The organism is Spirillospora sp. NPDC048824 (assembly GCF_043198455.1).
In the GTDB taxonomy this organism is placed as follows: domain Bacteria; phylum Actinomycetota; class Actinomycetes; order Streptosporangiales; family Streptosporangiaceae; genus Spirillospora.
Genome location: NZ_JBICUS010000009.1, coordinates 240,219 through 259,155 on the forward strand (window position 1 = coordinate 240,219; position 18,937 = coordinate 259,155).

The 18,937-nt window shown below is 70.2% G+C and carries 22 protein-coding genes and 1 pseudogene; 15 read left to right on the forward strand and 8 right to left on the reverse strand.

Annotation, left to right across the window (positions count from 1 at the left end):
• Positions 1 to 87 precede the first annotated feature (87 nt).
• Positions 88 to 558, forward strand: coding sequence for a hypothetical protein (locus tag ACGFIS_RS20285; RefSeq protein WP_392907790.1), 471 nt, complete (start codon positions 88 to 90; stop codon positions 556 to 558).
• A gap of 79 nt (positions 559 to 637) precedes the next feature.
• Here the strand turns inward: ACGFIS_RS20285 and ACGFIS_RS20290 are convergent, their stop codons facing one another.
• A complete protein-coding gene (locus ACGFIS_RS20290) occupies positions 638 to 1,153 on the reverse strand; it encodes a DUF2249 domain-containing protein (protein WP_392907788.1) in 516 nt (171 codons plus the stop codon).
• Positions 1,154 to 1,251: 98 nt separating this feature from the next.
• On the opposite strand from ACGFIS_RS20290, the gene fdxA reads away from it, so the two are divergent.
• Positions 1,252 to 1,608 carry a ferredoxin gene (gene fdxA / locus ACGFIS_RS20295; protein WP_392907785.1) on the forward strand — a complete coding sequence of 119 codons (357 nt, stop codon included), beginning with the start codon at positions 1,252 to 1,254 and terminating at the stop codon, positions 1,606 to 1,608.
• Between the two features lie 290 nt (positions 1,609 to 1,898).
• Here fdxA and ACGFIS_RS20300 read toward each other — a convergent pair whose 3' ends face one another.
• Genes ACGFIS_RS20300 through ACGFIS_RS20310 form a run of 3 tightly spaced genes read right to left on the reverse strand, consistent with a single transcriptional unit; the run spans position 1,899 to position 3,129 of the window.
• On the reverse strand, positions 1,899 to 2,468 hold the full coding sequence (locus tag ACGFIS_RS20300) for a hypothetical protein (RefSeq protein WP_392907783.1): 570 nt from the start codon (positions 2,466 to 2,468) through the stop codon (positions 1,899 to 1,901).
• Between the two features lie 39 nt (positions 2,469 to 2,507).
• The gene (locus tag ACGFIS_RS20305) at positions 2,508 to 2,720 is read right to left on the reverse strand and encodes a hypothetical protein (protein ID WP_392907780.1); all 213 of its coding nucleotides are present in this window, start codon (positions 2,718 to 2,720) and stop codon (positions 2,508 to 2,510) included.
• Entirely contained in the window at positions 2,713 to 3,129 is a 417-nt protein-coding gene (locus ACGFIS_RS20310; protein ID WP_392972108.1) for a hypothetical protein, read from the reverse strand. Before ACGFIS_RS20310 ends, ACGFIS_RS20305 begins: the two co-directional genes overlap by 8 nt.
• A 178-nt stretch (positions 3,130 to 3,307) precedes the next feature.
• Here ACGFIS_RS20310 and ACGFIS_RS20315 point away from each other — a divergent pair, with 178 nt between their 5' ends.
• From ACGFIS_RS20315 to ACGFIS_RS20350, 8 genes and pseudogenes are all read left to right on the forward strand, one after another.
• Positions 3,308 to 4,159, forward strand: coding sequence for a universal stress protein (locus ACGFIS_RS20315; RefSeq protein ID WP_392907776.1), 852 nt, complete (start codon positions 3,308 to 3,310; stop codon positions 4,157 to 4,159).
• A gap of 195 nt (positions 4,160 to 4,354) precedes the next feature.
• Positions 4,355 to 8,035, forward strand: a complete 3,681-nt coding sequence (locus tag ACGFIS_RS20320; protein WP_392972149.1) for a nitrate reductase subunit alpha — start codon at positions 4,355 to 4,357, stop codon at positions 8,033 to 8,035.
• Positions 8,035 to 9,669, forward strand: coding sequence for a nitrate reductase subunit beta (gene narH, locus ACGFIS_RS20325; protein WP_392972110.1), 1,635 nt, complete (start codon positions 8,035 to 8,037; stop codon positions 9,667 to 9,669). Before ACGFIS_RS20320 ends, narH begins: the two co-directional genes overlap by 1 nt.
• The gene (gene narJ, locus ACGFIS_RS20330) at positions 9,666 to 10,292 is read left to right on the forward strand and encodes a nitrate reductase molybdenum cofactor assembly chaperone (RefSeq protein WP_392907770.1); all 627 of its coding nucleotides are present in this window, start codon (positions 9,666 to 9,668) and stop codon (positions 10,290 to 10,292) included. Before narH ends, narJ begins: the two co-directional genes overlap by 4 nt.
• The gene (gene narI, locus ACGFIS_RS20335) at positions 10,289 to 11,029 is read left to right on the forward strand and encodes a respiratory nitrate reductase subunit gamma (protein WP_392907768.1); all 741 of its coding nucleotides are present in this window, start codon (positions 10,289 to 10,291) and stop codon (positions 11,027 to 11,029) included. Before narJ ends, narI begins: the two co-directional genes overlap by 4 nt.
• A 1-nt stretch (position 11,030) precedes the next feature.
• Positions 11,031 to 12,098: a tellurite resistance/C4-dicarboxylate transporter family protein gene (locus ACGFIS_RS20340; RefSeq protein ID WP_392907766.1), complete on the forward strand. Its 1,068-nt coding sequence runs from the start codon at positions 11,031 to 11,033 to the stop codon at positions 12,096 to 12,098.
• A 115-nt stretch (positions 12,099 to 12,213) separates the two neighbouring features.
• Positions 12,214 to 12,447 (forward strand): annotated as a pseudogene (locus tag ACGFIS_RS20345) (dihydrofolate reductase family protein); the annotation flags it as partial.
• Positions 12,448 to 12,660: 213 nt separating this feature from the next.
• The gene (locus tag ACGFIS_RS20350; RefSeq protein WP_392972112.1) at positions 12,661 to 13,398 is read left to right on the forward strand and encodes an alpha/beta hydrolase; all 738 of its coding nucleotides are present in this window, start codon (positions 12,661 to 12,663) and stop codon (positions 13,396 to 13,398) included.
• Positions 13,399 to 13,569: 171 nt separating this feature from the next.
• Here the strand turns inward: ACGFIS_RS20350 and ACGFIS_RS20355 are convergent, their stop codons facing one another.
• Positions 13,570 to 13,980: a hypothetical protein gene (locus tag ACGFIS_RS20355; RefSeq protein ID WP_392972114.1), complete on the reverse strand. Its 411-nt coding sequence runs from the start codon at positions 13,978 to 13,980 to the stop codon at positions 13,570 to 13,572.
• A gap of 626 nt (positions 13,981 to 14,606) precedes the next feature.
• On the opposite strand from ACGFIS_RS20355, the gene ACGFIS_RS20360 reads away from it, so the two are divergent.
• A complete protein-coding gene (locus tag ACGFIS_RS20360) occupies positions 14,607 to 15,374 on the forward strand; it encodes a helix-turn-helix transcriptional regulator (RefSeq protein WP_392972116.1) in 768 nt (255 codons plus the stop codon).
• 2 nt (positions 15,375 to 15,376) lie between these two features.
• Positions 15,377 to 15,586 carry a DUF397 domain-containing protein gene (locus tag ACGFIS_RS20365; RefSeq protein ID WP_392907758.1) on the forward strand — a complete coding sequence of 70 codons (210 nt, stop codon included), beginning with the start codon at positions 15,377 to 15,379 and terminating at the stop codon, positions 15,584 to 15,586.
• A gap of 99 nt (positions 15,587 to 15,685) precedes the next feature.
• Here the strand turns inward: ACGFIS_RS20365 and ACGFIS_RS20370 are convergent, their stop codons facing one another.
• Positions 15,686 to 16,255, reverse strand: a complete 570-nt coding sequence (locus ACGFIS_RS20370; RefSeq protein ID WP_392907756.1) for a TetR/AcrR family transcriptional regulator — start codon at positions 16,253 to 16,255, stop codon at positions 15,686 to 15,688.
• Positions 16,256 to 16,356: 101 nt separating this feature from the next.
• Between ACGFIS_RS20370 and ACGFIS_RS20375 the strand changes: the two genes are divergently transcribed.
• Positions 16,357 to 16,971, forward strand: a complete 615-nt coding sequence (locus tag ACGFIS_RS20375) for a dihydrofolate reductase family protein (protein ID WP_392907753.1) — start codon at positions 16,357 to 16,359, stop codon at positions 16,969 to 16,971.
• A 446-nt stretch (positions 16,972 to 17,417) separates the two neighbouring features.
• Here ACGFIS_RS20375 and ACGFIS_RS20380 read toward each other — a convergent pair whose 3' ends face one another.
• Together ACGFIS_RS20380 and ACGFIS_RS20385 are read right to left on the reverse strand one after the other, a co-directional pair.
• Positions 17,418 to 17,867, reverse strand: coding sequence for an SRPBCC domain-containing protein (locus ACGFIS_RS20380; RefSeq protein WP_392972118.1), 450 nt, complete (start codon positions 17,865 to 17,867; stop codon positions 17,418 to 17,420).
• A gap of 78 nt (positions 17,868 to 17,945) precedes the next feature.
• On the reverse strand, positions 17,946 to 18,098 hold the full coding sequence (locus tag ACGFIS_RS20385) for a VOC family protein (RefSeq protein ID WP_392972120.1): 153 nt from the start codon (positions 18,096 to 18,098) through the stop codon (positions 17,946 to 17,948).
• 99 nt (positions 18,099 to 18,197) lie between these two features.
• On the opposite strand from ACGFIS_RS20385, the gene ACGFIS_RS20390 reads away from it, so the two are divergent.
• Both ACGFIS_RS20390 and ACGFIS_RS20395 read left to right on the forward strand, forming a co-directional pair.
• Complete coding sequence (locus ACGFIS_RS20390; protein WP_392907746.1) at positions 18,198 to 18,656, forward strand: helix-turn-helix transcriptional regulator; 459 nt, start codon at positions 18,198 to 18,200, stop codon at positions 18,654 to 18,656.
• A gap of 5 nt (positions 18,657 to 18,661) precedes the next feature.
• Positions 18,662 to 18,934, forward strand: a complete 273-nt coding sequence (locus ACGFIS_RS20395) for a VOC family protein (RefSeq protein WP_392972122.1) — start codon at positions 18,662 to 18,664, stop codon at positions 18,932 to 18,934.
• Positions 18,935 to 18,937 lie beyond the last annotated feature (3 nt).

An 18,937-nucleotide genomic window follows, 5' to 3' on the forward strand; every position in this document is an offset into this window, starting at 1 on the left:
GGGCGCGGCGCCGTCTTGTTTTTTCACAGTACTTCTTGTAAAAACAAAACGGGGATGCGGAACTGAACAAACGATGCGGAGGCAGGAATGTCCGATGAGGTCGAGGTCGCCCTCGCAGGCGTCCTCATTCTCGCCACGTCCGTGTGGACCGGCGGGTTCGTCGCGATCGCCGTCGTGGCGCGGGTCGCCGCCCGGACGCTCGGCCCCGCCGAGCGGGTCGCGTTCTTCCGCGCCCTCGGCCGCGCCTACGTGGTGGTGGGCGTCGCCGCGCTGGCGCTCGCCCTGGGCAGCGGAGCGGTCCTGGTCTCCGACCGGGCGTGGGACGGTGTGCTCACCGCCGCCGCCGTGGTGGCCGCCGCTCTCGTGGCCACCCTCGCGGTCGGTGTCGTCCAGGCGCGGCGGATGACCCGCCTGCGCCGCAGCGCGCTGGCCGACCCCGATGACGCCCGGCAGGCCGCCCGTGTGCGCCGGGGAGCCCGCGGCGCCGGTGTGCTGCGCGCGTTCATCGGCGCCCTGACCCTCGCGCTGCTGGCCCTCGGGGTCGTCCTGGCGGCCTGACCGCGAACGCGGCGGCGGGCGGATCCGGATCCGCCCGCCGCCACGTCCGATCAGATGACCGGCCCCATTGCGGTCCGCCTCAGCCGGCGGCGTTCTGCACGGGGCGGCCGATGCGTACCCGCCAGGTCTCGGGGCCCTGCTCCAGGTAGTCCCAGCTGAACTCGCCTTCGTGCTCGGCGGCGAACTGGTAGTAGAGCGGCTTCGGGTCGTGGTCGTTGACGAGCACGAAGCCCTCTCCGGCGCCGAGTGCGGAGTAGGTCTCGAAGATGAGGTCGTGGCGGCGCCTGGGCACCTCGGTGCGGACGTCGAGCTGGCGGTCCTCGCTGGGCATGGTGATCTCCTTCGCATGGTCGGCCGGCCGGCCCGCCTGCCCTGCGGGGGCATTGGGCAGGCGGGCCAGGTAGTGCAGGACGCCGTTCAGCCGCTCGGCCTCGGCGGGGTGCGCTCCGCGGAGCGCGACCCAGCCGTCGGCGGCCAGGCGGCTGGCGTCCTCGGCGTGTCCGGCCTGCCCGAGAGCGCGCAGTGCGCGGGCGAGCAGGCGGGTCAGCGGGGGCACGGCGGAGGCGCCGCGGTCTCCCTGTGCCGTCTCGGTCATCGACCCACTCCCACTAATAAACACAACCGTCGATTGTTTATACAAGGAGAGTAGTGCAAAATGGAGGACGAGACAACGGGCCGACCGAGGAGACTGCCGTGACGTACGTGATCGGTGAACCGTGCATCGACGTGATGGACCGCGCCTGCGTGGACGAGTGCCCGGTCGACTGCATCTACGAGGGGGAGCGCGCGCTGTACATCCACCCCGACGAGTGCGTCGACTGCGGTGCGTGCGAGCCGGTCTGCCCGGTGGAGGCGATCTATTACGAGGACGATCTGCCCGCGTCGCTGGAGCCGTACCGGGACGACAACGCCCGGTTCTTCACCGACACGCTGCCCGGCCTGGACGCGCCGCTCGGCACGCCCGGCGGCGCGACCAAGATCGGGCACCTCGGCGTCGACACCGAGCTGGTCGCCGCCCACCCGAAGCCCGAAGAGGCGTCCCGGCCGTGAACACGACGCCCCGACCCCCGGTAACCGGGTAAATCTTGTGGAAAAGGGACGTTCGTCCCTTGGGTGGCCGGAGTTTCCGAGGTTCACTGTCAGTGGGTGAAGGAAGCCCGTCGAACGGCACGGAGAAGTGGCACCACGCACCACGCACCGTGCACCTTGTGACGTCGCCTAAGCGACGCAGGACTTCCTTCACCTTTCTTCTTGCGCGGGCTGGATCTCGTGCTGTGCCAAGTCGCGATCGTCCCGCAGCCCTCACCCGCGCAGGCCGGCGGTCAAGCCGCGGCCCGCGTTCAGGGGCCGATGCGGTGGTTGTCGAGACGGGCCCACGCGGCGTCCCAGAGCCGGTCGCGGCGCCGGTCGCACCGCCGCCGCACGAGCCCGTACAGGCCGAACAGCGGCAGCCCCGTCGCCAGGACGACGCCGGTGCCCGCCGCCACCGTGTTGAGGACCGTCTGCGTGTGCGAGTTGGGCGGCATGAACGAGACGCGGCCGGGCCCCACCCAGGCCCGGACCCGGTCTCCGGCGCGGACGCGGCTCCAGGTGGTGAGGTCGCCGGTACGCCGCGTCCCGTCCGGCTCGGTCCAGGTCACGGTGACCTGCCGGCCGCCCCGCAGCTGTTCGGCCTTCACGACGGTGGCGTACACCCGGTGCCAGACGTCCGACTCATGCCGTTCGTTCCGCTTGCCGGAGTCGTGGACGGCCTGCGCGGTGTGGACGCTGAGAGGCGGGGTGACGACGAGGAAGAGCGCCAGCAGGAAGAGGCCGAACCTCCATTGGGTCCGGTCCACGTCCCGGCGCATGTCGTTGGCGTCGAAGCCGAAGGTGCGGCGCCAGCGGTCCGCGCGCGTCGGCATCTTCATGGGCTCCTCCTCTCTCACGCTCGGTGCCTCGCTCCGGTGTCAGTCGCCGAGCAGGAGCAGCTCGTGGGCCTCCCGCGCCGCCCGCGTCGTGCCGCCGCCGTCCGGCGGGTCGAGCGGATTGCCCTCCAGGGCGGCGGCCAGCGTGCGGATCGCGTCGGTCAGCAGCGCGACACGCCGTTCCAGTACCGCGATGCGGTGCTCCAGTACCGGGACGGAAAGTCCCGCGGACGCGGTGGTGATCTGCCTAGGCATCGTGGAGTTCCTTCGACTCGTCGTGCCGCGCGGCGGGCACGGTGGCGGTGCCCCCGGTCGTGGTGGTGCGGCGGTGCGGCCTGCGGCGCGCCTCCCAGTACCCGGCCATGTGGTCGACGCGTGCGCGCAGCCGGGCGCCGGCGAGGCCGACGGCCTCGGGCATCGTGGTGGCGGCGGCGTAGGCGTTGACCGGCCGGCCGTTGAGGTCGACCCGGACCGAGACCAGGTTGGGACGCGGCACGGCGGGGTCCCGCAGCACGTTGAGCGTGACCTTCGCGTACAGGACCGGGAGCCGCGTGTGGGCGAGCGCGCGGGCGACGGCTTCGCGGGCGCGTTCCACGTCGTCCGGCGCCACGTCGTTGATGGTGGTGAACTGGATGTCGAGCTGCTCCGGGGCGGTGCCAGGCAACGTGGGCCTCCTTCGACCGGGATGTCCTGCCACCATCCAGCGTGGGCGATCAGCGCACGTCCCATTAGGGACCTTGGTCACTCCACGCCGAGCCGGACGGCCTCTCTTGCGCCGGCGTGAGTTAGAGCCGCCCGGATGGGGACTGTCGCATTGAGGGGTCTACGAGAAGGAGGGCGCGATGTCCGAACCGATCGTCGTCGGCACCGACGGGTCCGGTGAGTCGGACCGTGCCGTGGAGTGGGCCGCCGCCGAAGCCGTCCTGCGCCGGCGTCCACTGCGCATCGTGCACGCCGTGGAGAGCTGGCCGTTCAAGGTGCCATTGTTCGCGCCGCCCGAGAAGGCCGAGCGCCTGGCCCGCGTGGGGAACGCGCTCCTGGAGGAGGCGGCGGCGCGCGTCCGCGAGCGGTGGCCGGACCTGGAGACGTCGACCGCGCTGCTCGCCGAGGAGACGCCGGACGCCCTGCGGCAGCAGTCGGAGGACGCGTTCGAACTGGTGCTGGGCAGCCGCGGCCGGGGCGGGTTCGCCAGCCTGCTGCTGGGGTCGACGAGCCTGTGGGTCGCCTCCCGCTCCACCGTCCCGGTCGTGATCGTGCGCGGGGACGTCACCGATCGCGGCGAGGTCGTCGCGGGCGTCGACCTGCGGCGGGGCACGGACGCGGTCCTCGACTACGCCTTCGACGCCGCGGCGGTCCGGGGCGCGCGGCTGCGGATCGTGCACGCGTGGCAGATGCCCACGACGCTCATCGACGCCGGCTACACGGCCGAGGAAGAGGAGGGGGCCGGCCGGGAACTGCGGGAGCGGATGGCCGCGGCCTGCGACCCGCACCGGCGCGGGCATCCGCAGGTGGAGGTCGCCGACGAGGTCGTCCTGAAGCATCCGGTGACCGCGCTGACCGGCCCATCGCGCGACGCCCGCCTGATCGTGGCGGGCGCCCACGAACGCCGCTGGAACGCGCCGCGGCTCGGGTCCACCGGCCACGGGGTCATCCACCACGCGCAGTGCCCGGTCGCCATGGTCCCGCCCCGCTGACCCCCGTCCACGCCGTCGGAGACGGTAACCGCGGCGCAGAGGCCGGGTAATGCCGGCCGGGCATTCGTAACGTCCTTCCCATGCCGTCCTGCGCCGCCGAGTTCAACGGGGACGGCCGGGCATAGGGCACCCGTGGCCGAGTCGAGAGTGCAGGAGACGGACGGCGGTGACCGGAAGGCGGGCGGGCGAGAGTTGCTGGCGCCGCTGCTGCCCGGCGGTGAGCCGGTGGAGAAGCTGCTGCGCCGGGCGCAGTTCTTCGTTCCGGGCACGCCCTCGGAGGATCACCGCGAGGTGCACCGGAGCGACGGGCGAGGTGCGGAGGAGTTCTACCGGGAGCGCTGGCGCCATGACAAGGAGGTGCGGTCCACCCACGGGGTGAACTGCACCGGGTCGTGTTCGTGGAAGGTCTTCGTCAAGGACGGGATCATCACGTGGGAGACCCAGCAGACGGACTATCCGTCGGTCGGCCCGGACTCGCCCGAGTACGAGCCGCGGGGCTGCCCGCGCGGCGCGTCCTTCTCCTGGTACACCTACTCGCCGTCCCGGGTCCGCTACCCGTATGTGCGGGGCCCGCTGCTGGAGATGTGGCGGGAGGCACGGGACCGGCTCCGGGACCCGGTGGACGCGTGGGCGGAGCTCACCGCCGATCCGGAGCGCGCCGGCCGCTACAAGAAGGCGCGGGGCAAGGGCGGCTTCGTCCGCTCGACGTGGCCGGAGGTCTCCGAGCTGATCGCCGCCGCGCACGTGCACACGGTCAAAACGTACGGCCCCGACCGGGTGGTCGGGTTCTCCCCGATTCCGGCGATGTCGCAGGTGTCGTACTCGGCGGGCACCCGGTTCCTGTCGATGATCGGCGGGACGATCCTGTCGTTCTACGACTGGTACGCGGATATGCCGATCGCGTCACCGCAGGTGTTCGGTGACCAGACCGACGTCCCCGAATCCGGCGACTGGTGGAACTCGTCCTACCTGATGATCTGGGGCACGAACCTGCCGATCACCCGCACGCCGGACGCGCATTTCATGGTGGAGGCGCGCTACAAGGGCCAGAAGGTCGTGGTCGTCTCCCCGGACTTCTCCGACCACACCAAGTTCGCCGACGACTGGCTGGCCGCGCGGCCCGGCACGGACGGGGCTCTCGCCATGGCGATGGGCCACGTCGTCCTGACGGAGTTCTTCCGCGACCGCCAGGTGCCGTACTTCACCGAGTACGTCAAGACCTACACGGACCTGCCGTTCCTGGTAACGCTCAAGCGACACGGCGACGCCTACGTACCGGACGGTTTCCTGACCGCCGCCGACCTGGGCGACGAGAACGAAGGCGCCCCTCACAAACCCGTCCTCCTCGACGCCCGGACCGGCGAACCCGTCGCCCCGAACGGGACGCTGGGCCACCGCTTCACCCCTTCCGGCGAAGGCCGCTGGAACCTCGACCTCGGCGAGACCGACCCCGCCCTCTCCCTCTACGGCCGCCACGACGACGCCGTCCCGGTGGACCTGCCGCGCTTCGACATCGGCGACACGGAAGGCGGCGGCGCGGTCCGGCGCGGCGTCCCCGCGACCCGGATGGCCGGACGCCTCGTGACGACCGTCTTCGACCTCCTCATGGCCCAGTACGCCGTCCACCGCGACGGCCTGCCCGGCGAGTGGCCCACGGGCTACGACGATGCCGGCCGGCCCTACACGCCCGCCTGGCAGGAGAGGATCACCTCGGTCCCGGCCGCCGCCGCGACCCGCGTCGCCCGCGAGTTCGCCCGCAACGCCGAGCTGTCCCGGGGCCGGTCGATGATCTGCATGGGCGCCGGGACGAACCACTGGTACCACTCCGACCAGATCTACCGGACGTTCTTCACGCTCACGATGCTGTGCGGCTGCCAGGGCGTGAACGGAGGCGGCTGGGCGCACTACGTCGGGCAGGAGAAGGTCCGCCCGCTGACGGGCTGGCAGACGACGGCGTTCGCGCTGGACTGGCAGCGTCCCACCCGGCACATGACCGGCACCTCGTTCTTCTACCTGCACACCGACCAGTGGCGGTATGAGAGCTTCGGCGCGGGGGAGCTGTCGAGCCCGCTCGGCCGGGGCCTGTTCGAGGGCCGCGGTTTCGCCGACTGCATGGCGCAGGCGTCCCGCCTCGGCTGGACGCCGTCGCATCCGGCGTTCGACCGCAACCCCCTCGACCTCGCCGATGATGCCGCCCGCGCGGGACGGACGGTCGCCGACCACGTGGTCGACGAACTGAAACAGGGCCGTCTGCGCTTCGCCGGCGAGGACCCCGACGCCCCGGAGAACTGGCCGCGGGTGATGACGATCTGGCGCGCGAACGTCCTCGGCTCCTCGGGCAAGGGCATGGAGTACTTCATGCGCCACCTTCTGGGAACCGACGACGCCGTCCGCGCGGACGAGTCGCCGCCCGGACTCCGCCCGGCGGAGGTGACGTGGCGGGACGAGGCGCCGCGGGGCAAGCTCGACCTGCTCACCACCATCGACTTCCGCATGACCAGCTCATGCACGTACGCCGACATAGTCCTGCCGGCGGCGACCTGGTACGAGAAGCACGACATCTCCACCACGGACATGCACCCGTTCGTGCACTCGTTCAACCCGGCCATCGCGCCGCCGTGGGAGGCCCGCACCGACTTCGACGCGTTCCGCCTCATCGCCGAGGAGTTCTCCAGGCTGGCCGGAACCCATCTCGGCACCCGCACCGACGTGCTCGCCGCCCCGCTGACGCACGACACCCCGGACGAGACGGCGCAGCCGGGCGGCCGGGTACGCGACTGGGCCGCGGGCGACGGCGAGCCGGTGCCGGGCCAGAACATGCCGAAGCTCGTCACCATCGAACGCGACTTCACGGCGGTGGCGGCGAAGATGGCCGCGCTGGGCCCGCTGGTCGACACCCTGGGCACCACCACCAAGGGCGTCACCGTGGTCCCCTCCGGCGCCGTCGACCACCTGCGCCGGGCGAACGGCGCGGTACGCGGCGGCGTCGCCGACGGCCGCCCGTCCCTGGAACGCGACGTGCACCTGGCCGAGGCGATCCTGGCGCTGTCGGGCAGCACGAACGGGCAGGTCGCCCTCCAAGGCTGGAAGGCCCTGGAACGGCGAACGGGCACCACCCTGGCCGACCTCGCCGAAGAACGCGCCGGCGAGCGCATCTCCTTCCGCGACACCCAGATACAGCCGCGGTCGGTCATCACGAGCCCGGAATGGTCGGGCAGCGAAACGGGCGGGCGCCGCTACTCCCCGTTCGTCGTGAACGTCGAACGCAAGAAGCCGTGGCACACCCTCACAGGCCGGATGCATTTCTTCCTCGACCACGACTGGATACACGAATACGGAGAGGCGCTCCCCACCTACCGCCCGCCGCTCGACTACGTCCGCCATTTCGGTGAGCAGGGCCTCCGCGAGGACGGCCGCCCGGAGATCACCGTCCGCTACCTCACGCCCCACTCGAAATGGTCGATCCATTCGGAGTACCAGGACAACCTGCACATGCTGCGGCTGTTCCGCGGCGGCCCGGTGATCTGGATGAGCCCCCTGGACGCCGAGCGGATCGGCGTCCGCGACAACGAGTGGATCGAGGCGTACAACCGCAACGGCGTGGTCGTCTGCCGGGCGGTCGTCACGCACCGGATGCCACAGGGCACGGTGTTCATGTACCACGCCAAGGACCGGCACCTGATGACGCCGCGTTCGGAGATCTCCGGCTGGCACGGCGGCTCGGACAACTCCCTCACCCGGCTGGTGATCAAGCCGACCCACATGATCGGCGGATACGGCCAGCTGACGTTCGCGTTCAACTATCACGGGCCGACCGGCAACCAGCGGGACGAGATCACCGTGATCCGCAAGCGGCCCCAGGAGGTGCGGTTCTGATGCGGGTGATGGCCCAGACGGCGATGGTGATGAACCTCGACAAGTGCATCGGCTGCCACACCTGCTCGGTCACCTGCAAGCAGACGTGGACCAACCGGCCGGGCACCGAATACATCTATTTCAACAACGTCGAAACGAAACCGGGCCTCGGCTACCCGAGACGCTACGAGGACCAGGAACAGTGGAAGGGCGGCTGGAAACTCGACGGCAAGGGCCGCCTCCAGCTCAGGGCCGGCGGACGCCTCCGCAAGCTCCTGTCCATCTTCTACAACCCGGATCTCCCGCCGATCGACGACTACGGCGACCCGTGGACCTACGACTACCAGACGGTGATCAACGCCCCGCTCGGCACGGAGAACCCCAGCGCGCACTCGATCTCCGCCCTCACCGGCCGCAAGATGGACATGAGCTGGGGCAGCAACTGGGACGACGACCTCGCCGGCTCCGGTGAGCACGCCGCCACCGACCCGGACCTCGCGGGACTCGAAGACCGCGTCAAGATGGAGTTCGAGCAGGTGTTCATGTTCTACCTGCCGCGCATCTGCGAGCACTGCCTCAACCCGTCGTGTGTGGCGTCCTGCCCGTCGGGCGCGATGTACAAGCGGGAGGAGGACGGCATCGTCCTGGTCGACCAGGACCGCTGCCGGGGCTGGCGGTACTGCGTGTCGGGCTGCCCCTACAAGAAGGTGTACTTCAATCACCGCACCGGCAAGGCCGAGAAGTGCACCCACTGCTATCCGCGCATCGAGGCGGGCCAGCCGACGATCTGCTCGGAGACGTGCGTGGGCCGCCTCCGCTACCTCGGCCTGGTCCTCTACGACGCCGACAAGGTCACGGAAGCTGCCGCGACCCCCGACGAACAAGACCTCTACGAGGCACAGCTCGGCGTCTTCCTCGACCCGCACGACCCGGACGTCCAGGTAGAAGCGGCCCGCGCGGGCATCCCCGCCGACTGGATCGACGCCGCCAAGCGGTCCCCGGTCTACTCCCTCGCGGTGCGGCACCGGGTGGCGCTGCCGCTGCATCCGGAGTACCGGACGCTGCCGATGGTCTGGTACATCCCGCCGCTGTCACCGGTCGCGGACGTCGTCCACGCCGCCGGCTACGACGAGACCGACCCCGACCGGGTCTTCGCCACCATCGACGCTCTCCGCATCCCCGTCGAGTACCTCGCGAACCTGTTCACCGCGGGCAAGGCGGAGACCGTCCGGACGGTCCTGCGCAAGCTCGCCGCCGTCCGGGCCGTCATGCGCGCGGGTCAGCTCGGCCTCGACGTGGCCGACGACCTGCCGGCGTCGGTCGGCTCCGACCTGGACGAGCTGGACGACCTCTACCGCCTCCTCGCCATCGCCAAGTACGACGACCGCTACGTCATCCCGATGGCGCACGCCGAGGACGCCGGACGCCTCCAGGCCCAGCACGAGCAGCTCTTCTGCAGCCTCGACGGCGAGGGCGGCCCCGGCATGGGCGGCACGGGCCCGCCGCCCGGTTCGGTCGAGTCGTTCCATCCCGCGGGCGAGCCCGGCGGCAGCCACCGGTTCCGCGCCGGCGACGGCAGCACACGCTTCAACCTGCTCGGCTGGGACGGACGGGGCAGCGCCCCGGGCCTGTTCCCGGAAGCGGACGAGTCATGACCCGGGACGCCGTCAACCCGTACAAGCTGGCCTCGCTCCTGCTCCAGTACCCGACGACGTCCCTCTTCCAGGGCCTCGGCCACCTGGACGCGGCCGCGGCCGCGACATCTCCCAAACCGTCGGCCGAGGCGTTCGCGAGCTTCCTGGCCTGGCTGCGCGCGACCCCGCCCACCGAGGTCGCGCAGCACTACGTGGAAACGTTCGACCTGCGCCGCCGCTGCGCGCTCTACCTCACCTACTACCGCTACGGCGACACCCGCAAGCGCGGCATGGCGATGCTCACGTTCAAAACGGCCTACCGGTCCGCCGGATTCGCCCCATCCGAGGAAGAGCTACCCGACTACCTGCCGCTCGTCCTCGACTTCGCCGCGCTCACCCCCCGCGGCGAGAAGCTCCTGCGCGGCCACCGAGCCGACGTCGAACTCCTGCACCGCGCACTGGACGAGGCGGGCACCCCCTACGCCCACGTCGTGGACGCGGTACGCGCACGCCTCCCCAAGCCGGGCCGCCGGGACCTCACCCTCATCCGCCAGGCATGGGAGAAGGGACCGCCCGCCGAGGACGTCGGCCTGGAGCCGTTCGCCCCACCCGAGTACCTCACCGGACAAAGGACACGCCCGTGATCACCGCCTGGTCGTACTTCTGGTGGGTCATCCTGCCCTACATCGCGATGGTGGTGTTCATCGTCGGCCACATCTGGCGCTGGCGCTACGACCAGTACGGATGGACGAGCTACTCGACCGAACTCCAGGAACGCGGCTGGCTGAAATGGGGCGCGCCGCTGTTCCACTACGGGACGTTCGCGGCGATCGGCGGCCATGTCCTCGGCATCCTGGTCCCCCGGGAGTGGACGGCGGCCGTCGGCGTCTCCTCGCACACCTACCACCTGTTCTCCGCCGTCGCGGGTCTGATCGCCGCGGTCCTGGTGCTCATCGGCATGGGAATCCTCGCGTCCCGCCGCCTGTTCGCCCCGCGCGTCCGCGCCACGACGAGCCCCGTCGACTGGGTGGCGCTCGTCCTCCTCGGCATCATGGTCGCGCTCGGCATCGCCACGACGGCGTTCAACGTGCCGCTCGACCACGAGTACCGCGAGACGATCTCGATCTGGTTCCGGGACCTGTTCACCGGCGACCCCGATGTCGCCGTCGCGCTGCAGGCGCCACTCATCTTCCAGGTCCACGCCGTCGCGGCCTGGGCGTTGTTCCTGGTGTGGCCGTTCACGCGGCTCGTGCATGCGTGGAGCTACCCGGTGTGGTACCTGTGGCGGCCGTTCGTCGTCTACCGCTCCAAGCGGGCGACGCCGCCCCCGGAACCAGGAACCGGGGGACGGAAGTGGCGGAAGATCGGAGTACGGTACTGAGGTGATTCTCAGCCGCGCCGGTGCCCATTTCGACGCGGCGAAACAGGCGGTGGCCACGCTCAACCCGGGCTATTTCGCGTTCGTCATGGGCACCGGGATCCTGTCGATCGGGGTCTCCACCCACGGCCTCACCACTCTCTCCACCGTGCTGCTGTGGCTCGCCGCGGCGGGCTACGCCGTCCTGGTCGTCCTGACCGCCTGGCGGGCCGTCGCCTTCCGCGCCGAGCTGAAGACGGAGTTCACCGACCCGAGACGCGGTTTCGGGTTCTTCACGTTCGTCGCCGCCACGAACGTCCTCGGCACCCGCCTCGTCGCCGCCGACCACGAGACGACCGCGTTCGCGCTGCTCGTCGTCGGCTTCCTGGCCTGGGTCGTCCTCGGCTACGTGGTCCCGTGGACGGCGGTGCTCGGGCACGCCGAACGCCCGGTCGTGGCGGGGGCGAACGGAACCTGGTTCATCTGGGTGGTGGCCAGCCAGTCCGTCGCGGTGCTCGCGTCCGTCCTGGAACCGGTGGTCGGTTTCGGCCGCCACGAGCTGTCCGTGCTGGCGGTGGGGTCCTGGTCGGTCGGGATGTTCCTCTACGCGGGGGTCGGCGTGTTCGTCGCCGCCCGCATGCTCCTGTACCCGCTGCGCCCGGCCGACCTCACCCCGCCGTACTGGGTGGCGATGGGCGCCACCGCGATCACCGTCCTCGCCGGCGCCCGGATCGTGCAGATGGCCGACACTCCGATGGTCACCGCCACCCGCGGCCTGATCGCCGGCACGTCCGTCGTGGTGTGGGCGTTCGGCACCTGGCTGATCCCGCCGCTGGTCGCCGCCGGCTGGTGGCGCCACATCACCCACCGGGTCCCGCTGCGCTACGACGCGACGCTGTGGAGCGTGGTGTTCCCCCTCGGCATGTACGGCCTCGCCGGCCACTACCTCGGCACCGCCGACAACCTTCCCATCGTCCGCGTCATCGGCGAGACGGAGATCTGGGTGGCCCTCACCGTCTGGACGGTGACGTTCGCCGCGATGCTCGTCCACCTGGCCGACACCCTGGGACGCCCACGCCCCGCCTCCGGCTGACCGCGCGTCACGTTCGCGTTCTTCGCGCTGCGTCCAGGACTCTGCGCGAAGTTCTGCAACCGGCCCCTGACCAGGGGCGCGATCCTCAACTGACCAGTTCGCGCTCGACCAGGCACGCGAGGCCGCCGGTGACCGCGACGTCCGCATCGCGGGCGGCGGCGCGACGATCCTGCAGTATGTGAACGCCGGCCTGATCGACGAGTTCTCGATCGCGCTCTCACCGGTGCTGTTCGGCTCCGGAATCCGCCTGTTCGAGGGCGTGGACGCGGGCCGCGTGGCCCTGGAGCAGGTCCGCGCGGAGCCCTCCCCGAGGGTGACGCACCTGACCTACACCGTCCGGGAGCGGTAGGCGCACGACGGCGACCGCAGACGGCGGACGTGATGCGCAAAAAACCGTTGGCGGACCATGGCGGCCACTGCTACCTTGCCGGAGGCCGTGCCGGCAACCGAGGAGGTGGTACCCGTGAACGTTTCGACATGGGTGCTCCCCTCCGGGGTCACGGTCGGGCGATAGGTCGTCGTCCGGGAGCGCCGTTCAAGTGCACTCCCGAAAGGCACGACCATGCAGTTCACCTCCGAGCAGCGCCTCGACGACGGTGTCCTCGAACGCGACTTCACCCTCGGCGAGATCCCCGGCATCCTGTGGACGCCCGCATCCGCCTCCGCATCCGCACCGGCGCCGCTGATCCTGGTCGGCCACCCCGGCGGACTGAACAAGATGCGCCCCCGGCTGGTGGCGCGGGCCCGGGACACGGCGGAGCACGGCTTCGCCGCGGCCACGATCGAACTCCCCGGAGGCGGTGACCGGCCCCGATGGGCCGCCGCCGAACAAGCCCGCGCCGACCTGCGCCGGGCGATGGAGACCGGCGAGCCGGTCGGCGAGGAGATCGTCGACCGGCTCGTCCTGCCGCTGGTCGAGAAGGCGGTCCCGGAATGGCGGGCCGCCCTGGACGCCCTCCTGTCGCTGCCCGAGATCGGCGGCCCGGTCGGGTACTCGGGGGGAGTGATCTCCATTGGCGTCCGGCTGGCGGTGGTCGAGCCGCGCATCTCGGCCGCCGTTCTGTACGCCGGGAGCTTCGTGCCCCGCATCATGTTCGAGGAGGCCCGGCAGGTCACCATTCCGCTGCACGTCCTGCTGCAGTGGGACGACGAAGGAAACGACCGGCAGGCCGCTCTGGACCTGTTCGACGCCTTCGGCGCCAAGGAGAAGACGCTGAACGCCAACATGGGCGGGCACACCGGCGTCCCGCAGTTCGCGGGGGACGCCGCGGCCCGGTTCCTCACCCGGCATCTGAGGTAGCCACCGACCACCGCCGCCGTCCGGCGGGCGGTAGGCGGTGCCGGCCTGGACGCCGCTCATCAAGGGCAGGCCCCGGCCCTCCTCGATCTATCGGATGATGTCACCTGGGCGAGTGGGAGCCGCGCGGCGGGGAGTCGAGGGGCACCTCCCGGCCGCGCGGCGGCTTGTGCGTCACCCGTTCCGCCGCGCCTTGAGGACGGCCTGGATGAGGTCGTCAGGGTCGGGTGCGTTGACGATCTTCCATTGCGTCCCGCCGGGGATGAGTGCCCACCACTCCTTGGTGGAGATGCCCCACCAGCAGACGACGCCGTGGAACCGCTGTTGCAGTTCGGCGATGGTCACTGCGTGAGAGGGGTCCGCCATGGAGGGGATGTCGGGGCAGGTCGCGTCGATCGCCGTTTCCTGGTGGGTCCGTGCGGCGAGGGCGGCGGTGACGAACGGGGTGAGGATGCGGGTGATCCGTGCGGCGGCGAGTTCTGGCCGGTGGTGCGGGGCCAGGTTCTCGCCCGTGCTCGACTGGTACCACCATGTGCGGGACGTCGATTCCCGGACGAGGTCGATGCTTTCGCTGAAATGGGGCACGTCGGATCGAACACGCGGAGAAGTGGACGCGGCCTGTCGTAGCGGGGGAGTGCCTGCCAACCTTCCCGGGTGACTTCGGTTGAGAGCCTGTCGAGATGGGTTGTCACAGAGGAAGTGGGTTCCGAGGTAGAGCGGCCTTGGGGCTGGTTCCATCGCATTACCATCGGTCCCACCTACTGGGCTGGCTCGTGGGTCGATTGGTTACGCGATCGAGTTCGAGGGTTAGCGCCCTGCGAAGTTCTTCTGCGCTGTTGCGTACAACGGTTGGTTCTACGCCGGCCTTTGGATCGTGCAGAGTGGCGACCCAGTCGCCGAGCTTGCCGTCGTAGCGTGTCGCGCGCCAGATCCGATGTCCTTTGAAGTCCTGGCGGAGCTGATCCAACGCCTGGTCAGCGGGGTTGACGGGCGTGTCCATGATGAGTCCGAGCCTTCAGGTCGATTTCTCTCCGTTATCGCTTCCCATCTTGCTGTGATCGGATATCTTCGGGAAGAGCGAGAAGCCCACGCATAGGAAAGGGCTCTTGCGTCGTCAGAAAGTCACCCCCGCTTTCGATTCCTTGGAGGTCCCTGTGCCTCGTCGCCCCCGCGATCCAGGCGTTCCGTCCTCGCCCGCCGAGTACTTCGGTGTGGAATTGCGTCGTTATCGTGAAGCGTCCGGTTTGTCTCGGCCACAGGCGGCCGAGAGGCTCGGGTACACGCCACAGTGGATCGGGCAGATCGAGTCAGGTAAGAGCGCGCCATCCGAGGACTTCGCCAAGGATTGCGACTCCTTCTTCGAGACGAATGGGACGTTCCATCGCCTTTGGACCTGGAACCAGCAGCTTGATCACATACACGTCCTGCCGCCTGGGTTCCGCCCGTTCATCGAGGTCGAGCCAGACGCGACCTACATGAGGCTCTTCGAACCTCTCCTCATCCCTGGCCTGCTCCAGACGGAGGAGTATGCCCGGAAGGTACTCAATGTCGGCCATCGTCAGGAGAAGATCGACGAGCTCCTCGCGGCGAGGATGGCGCGGAAGGTGATCTTTGAGAAGGAGCATCCTCCGTGGTTGCTGATCGTCCTGGGTGAGACCGCAGTCAGAAGCGTGGCTGCGGGTGCCGAGGTGATGCGCGGACAACTCCAGTACCTGCTTGATCTTGCAGATCTGCAACACGTCACGCTGCAGATCTTCCCTGCTGACGCGCCGGTTTTTCAGGCCGGAGGGATTGTCCTCATGAGCTTGGACGATCGACCCGACGTCGGCTTCGTTGACGCGGCGGGAGGTCATGGCAGGCTGATCGAGGCCCCACGTGATCTTGATGAGCTTGTCGTACTCTTTGATCAAGTGAGGGCGACGGCGTACTCGGCCGAAGAGTCCGTGCGCATCATCAGATCGGTGATAGAGGAGTTGTGACCATGGGGAACACCAACGTCATCCGATGGCGCAAGAGCAGTCGCAGTGACTCGTCCGGTGGCGCCTGCGTCGAGGTGGCGGACTTGAGGGCGGCGGCCTCGGTGGCGGTGCGGGACTCGAAGGACCCGGACGGGCCGAAGTTGATGTTCGGAGCCGGTGCTTGGGAGGCGTTCACGGGCCGCGTGAAGGACGGCGCCCTGGACCTGGCCTGAACGGACCGAGCAGAGCCCCCGAACCGTGAACCGCACGGGCCGGGGGCTTTCGCGTCCCGCGCCCCCCGGCGCCACGTCGGACACTTCTTCCGCAAGGGTTCAGCGGAGGAGGCGGTTCACCATCTGCTCGATGAGGTCGTCGGTCGAGGAGGACTCCAGGAGGGCGGGAGCGGTGAGGTCGTCCAGGATCAGTCCGGACATGGCGAAGTAGAGCAGGGCGACGCCGGTGCGGTCGCCGGGCAGTCCGGCGTTCACGTGGTAGTCGACGATCTCCCGGTTCTCCTCGGTGAGGAAGCCGCTGAGCTCGGCGTCCAGGTCGGCGCGGCGGGTGGCCTCCAGGCGCAGTTCCAGCATGGCGAGGTTGCCGGCGCGGTCGCCGCGCATCCGGGTCAGCAGCTGGCGCATGAGTTCCGCGACCAGCTCGTGGGACGGCGCCTGCTTCATGGTCTCGGCGAGCGCCTCGGGGTCGGGGGTGAGGCGCTCGCGGGTGCGGCGCATCACCTGGGTGAGCAGATCGTCGCGGTTGGCGAAGTAGTTGGAGGCGGTGCCGGTCGGCACGCCCGCCCGCTTGTCGATGGCGCGCAGCGTCAGGCCGCGTGAGCCCTCGCCGGCCAGGACGTCGATGGCGGCGTCGAGGAGGGCGGTGCGCCGGGCCGGGTTCTGCCGCATGGGAGCCTCCACGAGGAACGTTGACACCACTGCAAGTGCAGTACTATGTTCAAAACACTTCGAGCAGAGTACTACGGTTGCAGTCATTAGGAGACGTCTTCATGCGAAAGCTCGTGTACTACATCGCCACCACCCTCGACGGCTTCATCGCCGGCCCGGACGGCGCCGACCCCACCGGCCCGGACGGCTTCTGGCCCATCCCCGCCGACTACATCGAGCACCTCGTGGCCAACTACCCCGAGACCCTCCCCGGCCCGGCCCGCGCGGCCCTGTCGGTCACCGCCGAGGGCACGTGCTTCGACACCGTCGTGGAAGGGCGCCGCTGCTACGAGATCGGCCTGAAGGCCGGGCTCACCGACGCATACCCCCACCTGCGGCACCTGGTCTTCTCCCGGACCCTCGCCGAGAGCCCCGACCCCGCCGTTGAGGTCGTCTCCACCGATCCGGCCGAGAAGGTGCGGGAACTCAAGCGGGAGCACGGCAAGGACGTCTGGCTGGTCGGCGGCGGAGAACTCGCCGGCGCCCTGTACGGCGAGATCGACCGGCTCATCCTCAAGGTGGGCCCGCTGACCATCGGCACCGGGATCCCGCTGTTCTCCCGCACGGCCGCGTTCGACCCGCGCACCTGGGAGCTGACCGACCACACCGTGCTCGGCAGCGGCGCCGCGTTCCTCACCTACGACCGGCCCGCCAACCCCGGCGACACCGGCAGGTGAGGTACCCCATGTCCCCGCCGACCGGCGCGTCCACGTCGCGCACCGAGTACCGGGCTGGGTGCAGCCCATGAACTCGACGAAGGGGGCCACCTCGTCCCACGGGCCCGTGGTCAGGACGGCGAACGAGACGGGTCCGACGACCTCGGCCGTCCCGTCGAACACCACCATCGGCAACCGGCACGGGCGGCGGCGAGAGCGTCGCCCTCGCGGGTGTGGGCCTTTTCGCGGACCAGGAGCTCGTTCCGGGCTGCCAGGTGGCCGGGTCGACGACGGGCGGGCGGGCGACCGGCGCGGTGGCCGGGTCGTGGGGAGCGTTCGCCATGGCGTCCTCCGCAGTGTGTGGTGGCGGTCAGCGTCGTAGACGTCCTGCGACACCGGAACAGACTCGACACACGCACCGGCCGAGGCGCTCGACTAACGCCGAGGGTCGAGTACGCCGCGGCCGGTCACGAAAGCCGGCGGGCCAGTTCGCCGAGCACGTCCGGCCAGGCCGCCGCGAACTCGTCGCGGGTGGCCGCCGTGGGAAACCCGCGCTGCATCAGGCGGATCCGATGGCCGTCCTCCGCGGCCTCGATCGTGACCTCGACCGTGGTGTCGAAGCCGGGCTCGTCGTCGAACACCGCCGCCATGTCGTAGGCGAGCCGGTGGGGGCACTCCAGCGCCGTGATCACGCGCTCCTCGCTGAACGCCGGGCCGTCCGGCACCTGGAACGCCACCGACCAGCGTCCGCCGCACCGCAGATCGAGCCGGGAGTCGGTCACCCACTCCGGCCGCCTGCTGTCGTACAGCGCGATGAACGCGTAGAAGATCGCGTCCGGTGGGGCGTCGATGACGCGGGCGACGTCGAGTGCGTGCCCGGCACGCCCGCCCTCCGTGGGCCGCCGGTGATCGCTCATGGCATCCTCCTGCCGCTGGGTGTCCGCCGAATACGACCCGGCCGGACGCGCGAACTCATCGGTGCCCGGCGTGGACCGTCAGCCTTCGGCGATGCAGAGGGGATGCCCCTCGGGGTCGGTGAGGACCGTCCACTCGCCCCCGCCGGGCTGGAACTCGGGTCTGGACGCCCCCAGCGCCCCGACCTCGGCTTCGCCGACCAGGCCCACCTGACCCGTACCGTCCGCGCCCACCTGGGGCGAACCCCCACCGCCCTCCGCCACCTCCTCACCAGCACAGCGCGCAGTGGGTGATCCGCGACGGGCGCGGGGGCGGCGCCGGTGCGACGTACGATGTGGGATGTGACCAGCAGATCCGCCTCGGCGCCGCAGTTGAGCGACCTCGCGCGGCTGCGCCGCGTCCGCGACCGGATCGACCGCGAGTACGCGCGGCCGCTGGACGTGGAGGCCCTCGCCCGCGGCGTGAACATGTCGTCCGGGCACCTCAGCCGCCGGTTCCGCCAGGCCTACGGCGAGTCGCCGTACTCCTACCTGATGACGCGGCGCATCGAGCGGGCGATGGCGCTGCTGCGCCGCGGCGACCTCAGCGTCACCGACGTCTGCTTCGAGGTCGGCTGCCAGTCGCTGGGCACGTTCAGCACGCGCTTCACCGAACTGGTCGGTGTGCCGCCGAGCGTCTTCCGGGCCGAGGGCGCTCAAGCGACGGCGGGGATGCCGCCGTGCGTCGCGAAACAGGTGACCCGGCCGATCAGGAATCGAGAAGCGCCGGCCGGTGGCCCCCGCCTAGCGTGACGGCCATGGAACTCACCATTCATTCGAGCTTTCTCCCGCTCGACGACCCGGACGCCTCCCTGGCCTTCTACCGCGACGTCCTCGGCTTCGAGGTCCGCGGCGACGTCGGTCATGGCGGGAATCTGGCCACCGCCGACCTGGACGGCGCCTTCGAGCGGCTGCGGGCCGGCGGGGCGGAGATCGTCCAGGAGCCGACCGATCAGCCGTACGGCGTCCGCGACTGCGCCGTCCGCGACCCGGCCGGCAACCTGATCCGCATCCAGGAACAGCAGCGCTGATCC

Bases quoted from the DNA above. Each gene is read 5' to 3' on its own strand.
- ACGFIS_RS20370 (WP_392907756.1), bottom strand. From the start codon at position 16,255: ATGCGGCAGAACCCGGCCCGGCGCACCGCCCTCCTCGACGCCGCCATC.
- ACGFIS_RS20380 (WP_392972118.1), bottom strand. From the start codon at position 17,867: ATGAGCGATCACCGGCGGCCCACGGAGGGCGGGCGTGCCGGGCACGCA.
- narJ (WP_392907770.1), top strand. From the start codon at position 9,666: ATGACCCGGGACGCCGTCAACCCGTACAAGCTGGCCTCGCTCCTGCTC.
- ACGFIS_RS20375 (WP_392907753.1), top strand. From the start codon at position 16,357: ATGCGAAAGCTCGTGTACTACATCGCCACCACCCTCGACGGCTTCATC.
- narH (WP_392972110.1), top strand. From the start codon at position 8,035: ATGCGGGTGATGGCCCAGACGGCGATGGTGATGAACCTCGACAAGTGC.
- ACGFIS_RS20365 (WP_392907758.1), top strand. From the start codon at position 15,377: ATGGGGAACACCAACGTCATCCGATGGCGCAAGAGCAGTCGCAGTGAC.
- ACGFIS_RS20285 (WP_392907790.1), top strand. From the start codon at position 88: ATGTCCGATGAGGTCGAGGTCGCCCTCGCAGGCGTCCTCATTCTCGCC.
- ACGFIS_RS20390 (WP_392907746.1), top strand. From the start codon at position 18,198: ATGTGGGATGTGACCAGCAGATCCGCCTCGGCGCCGCAGTTGAGCGAC.
- ACGFIS_RS20305 (WP_392907780.1), bottom strand. From the start codon at position 2,720: ATGCCTAGGCAGATCACCACCGCGTCCGCGGGACTTTCCGTCCCGGTA.
- ACGFIS_RS20350 (WP_392972112.1), top strand. From the start codon at position 12,661: ATGCAGTTCACCTCCGAGCAGCGCCTCGACGACGGTGTCCTCGAACGC.
- ACGFIS_RS20300 (WP_392907783.1), bottom strand. From the start codon at position 2,468: ATGAAGATGCCGACGCGCGCGGACCGCTGGCGCCGCACCTTCGGCTTC.
- ACGFIS_RS20395 (WP_392972122.1), top strand. From the start codon at position 18,662: ATGGAACTCACCATTCATTCGAGCTTTCTCCCGCTCGACGACCCGGAC.
- ACGFIS_RS20290 (WP_392907788.1), bottom strand. From the start codon at position 1,153: ATGACCGAGACGGCACAGGGAGACCGCGGCGCCTCCGCCGTGCCCCCG.
- ACGFIS_RS20315 (WP_392907776.1), top strand. From the start codon at position 3,308: ATGTCCGAACCGATCGTCGTCGGCACCGACGGGTCCGGTGAGTCGGAC.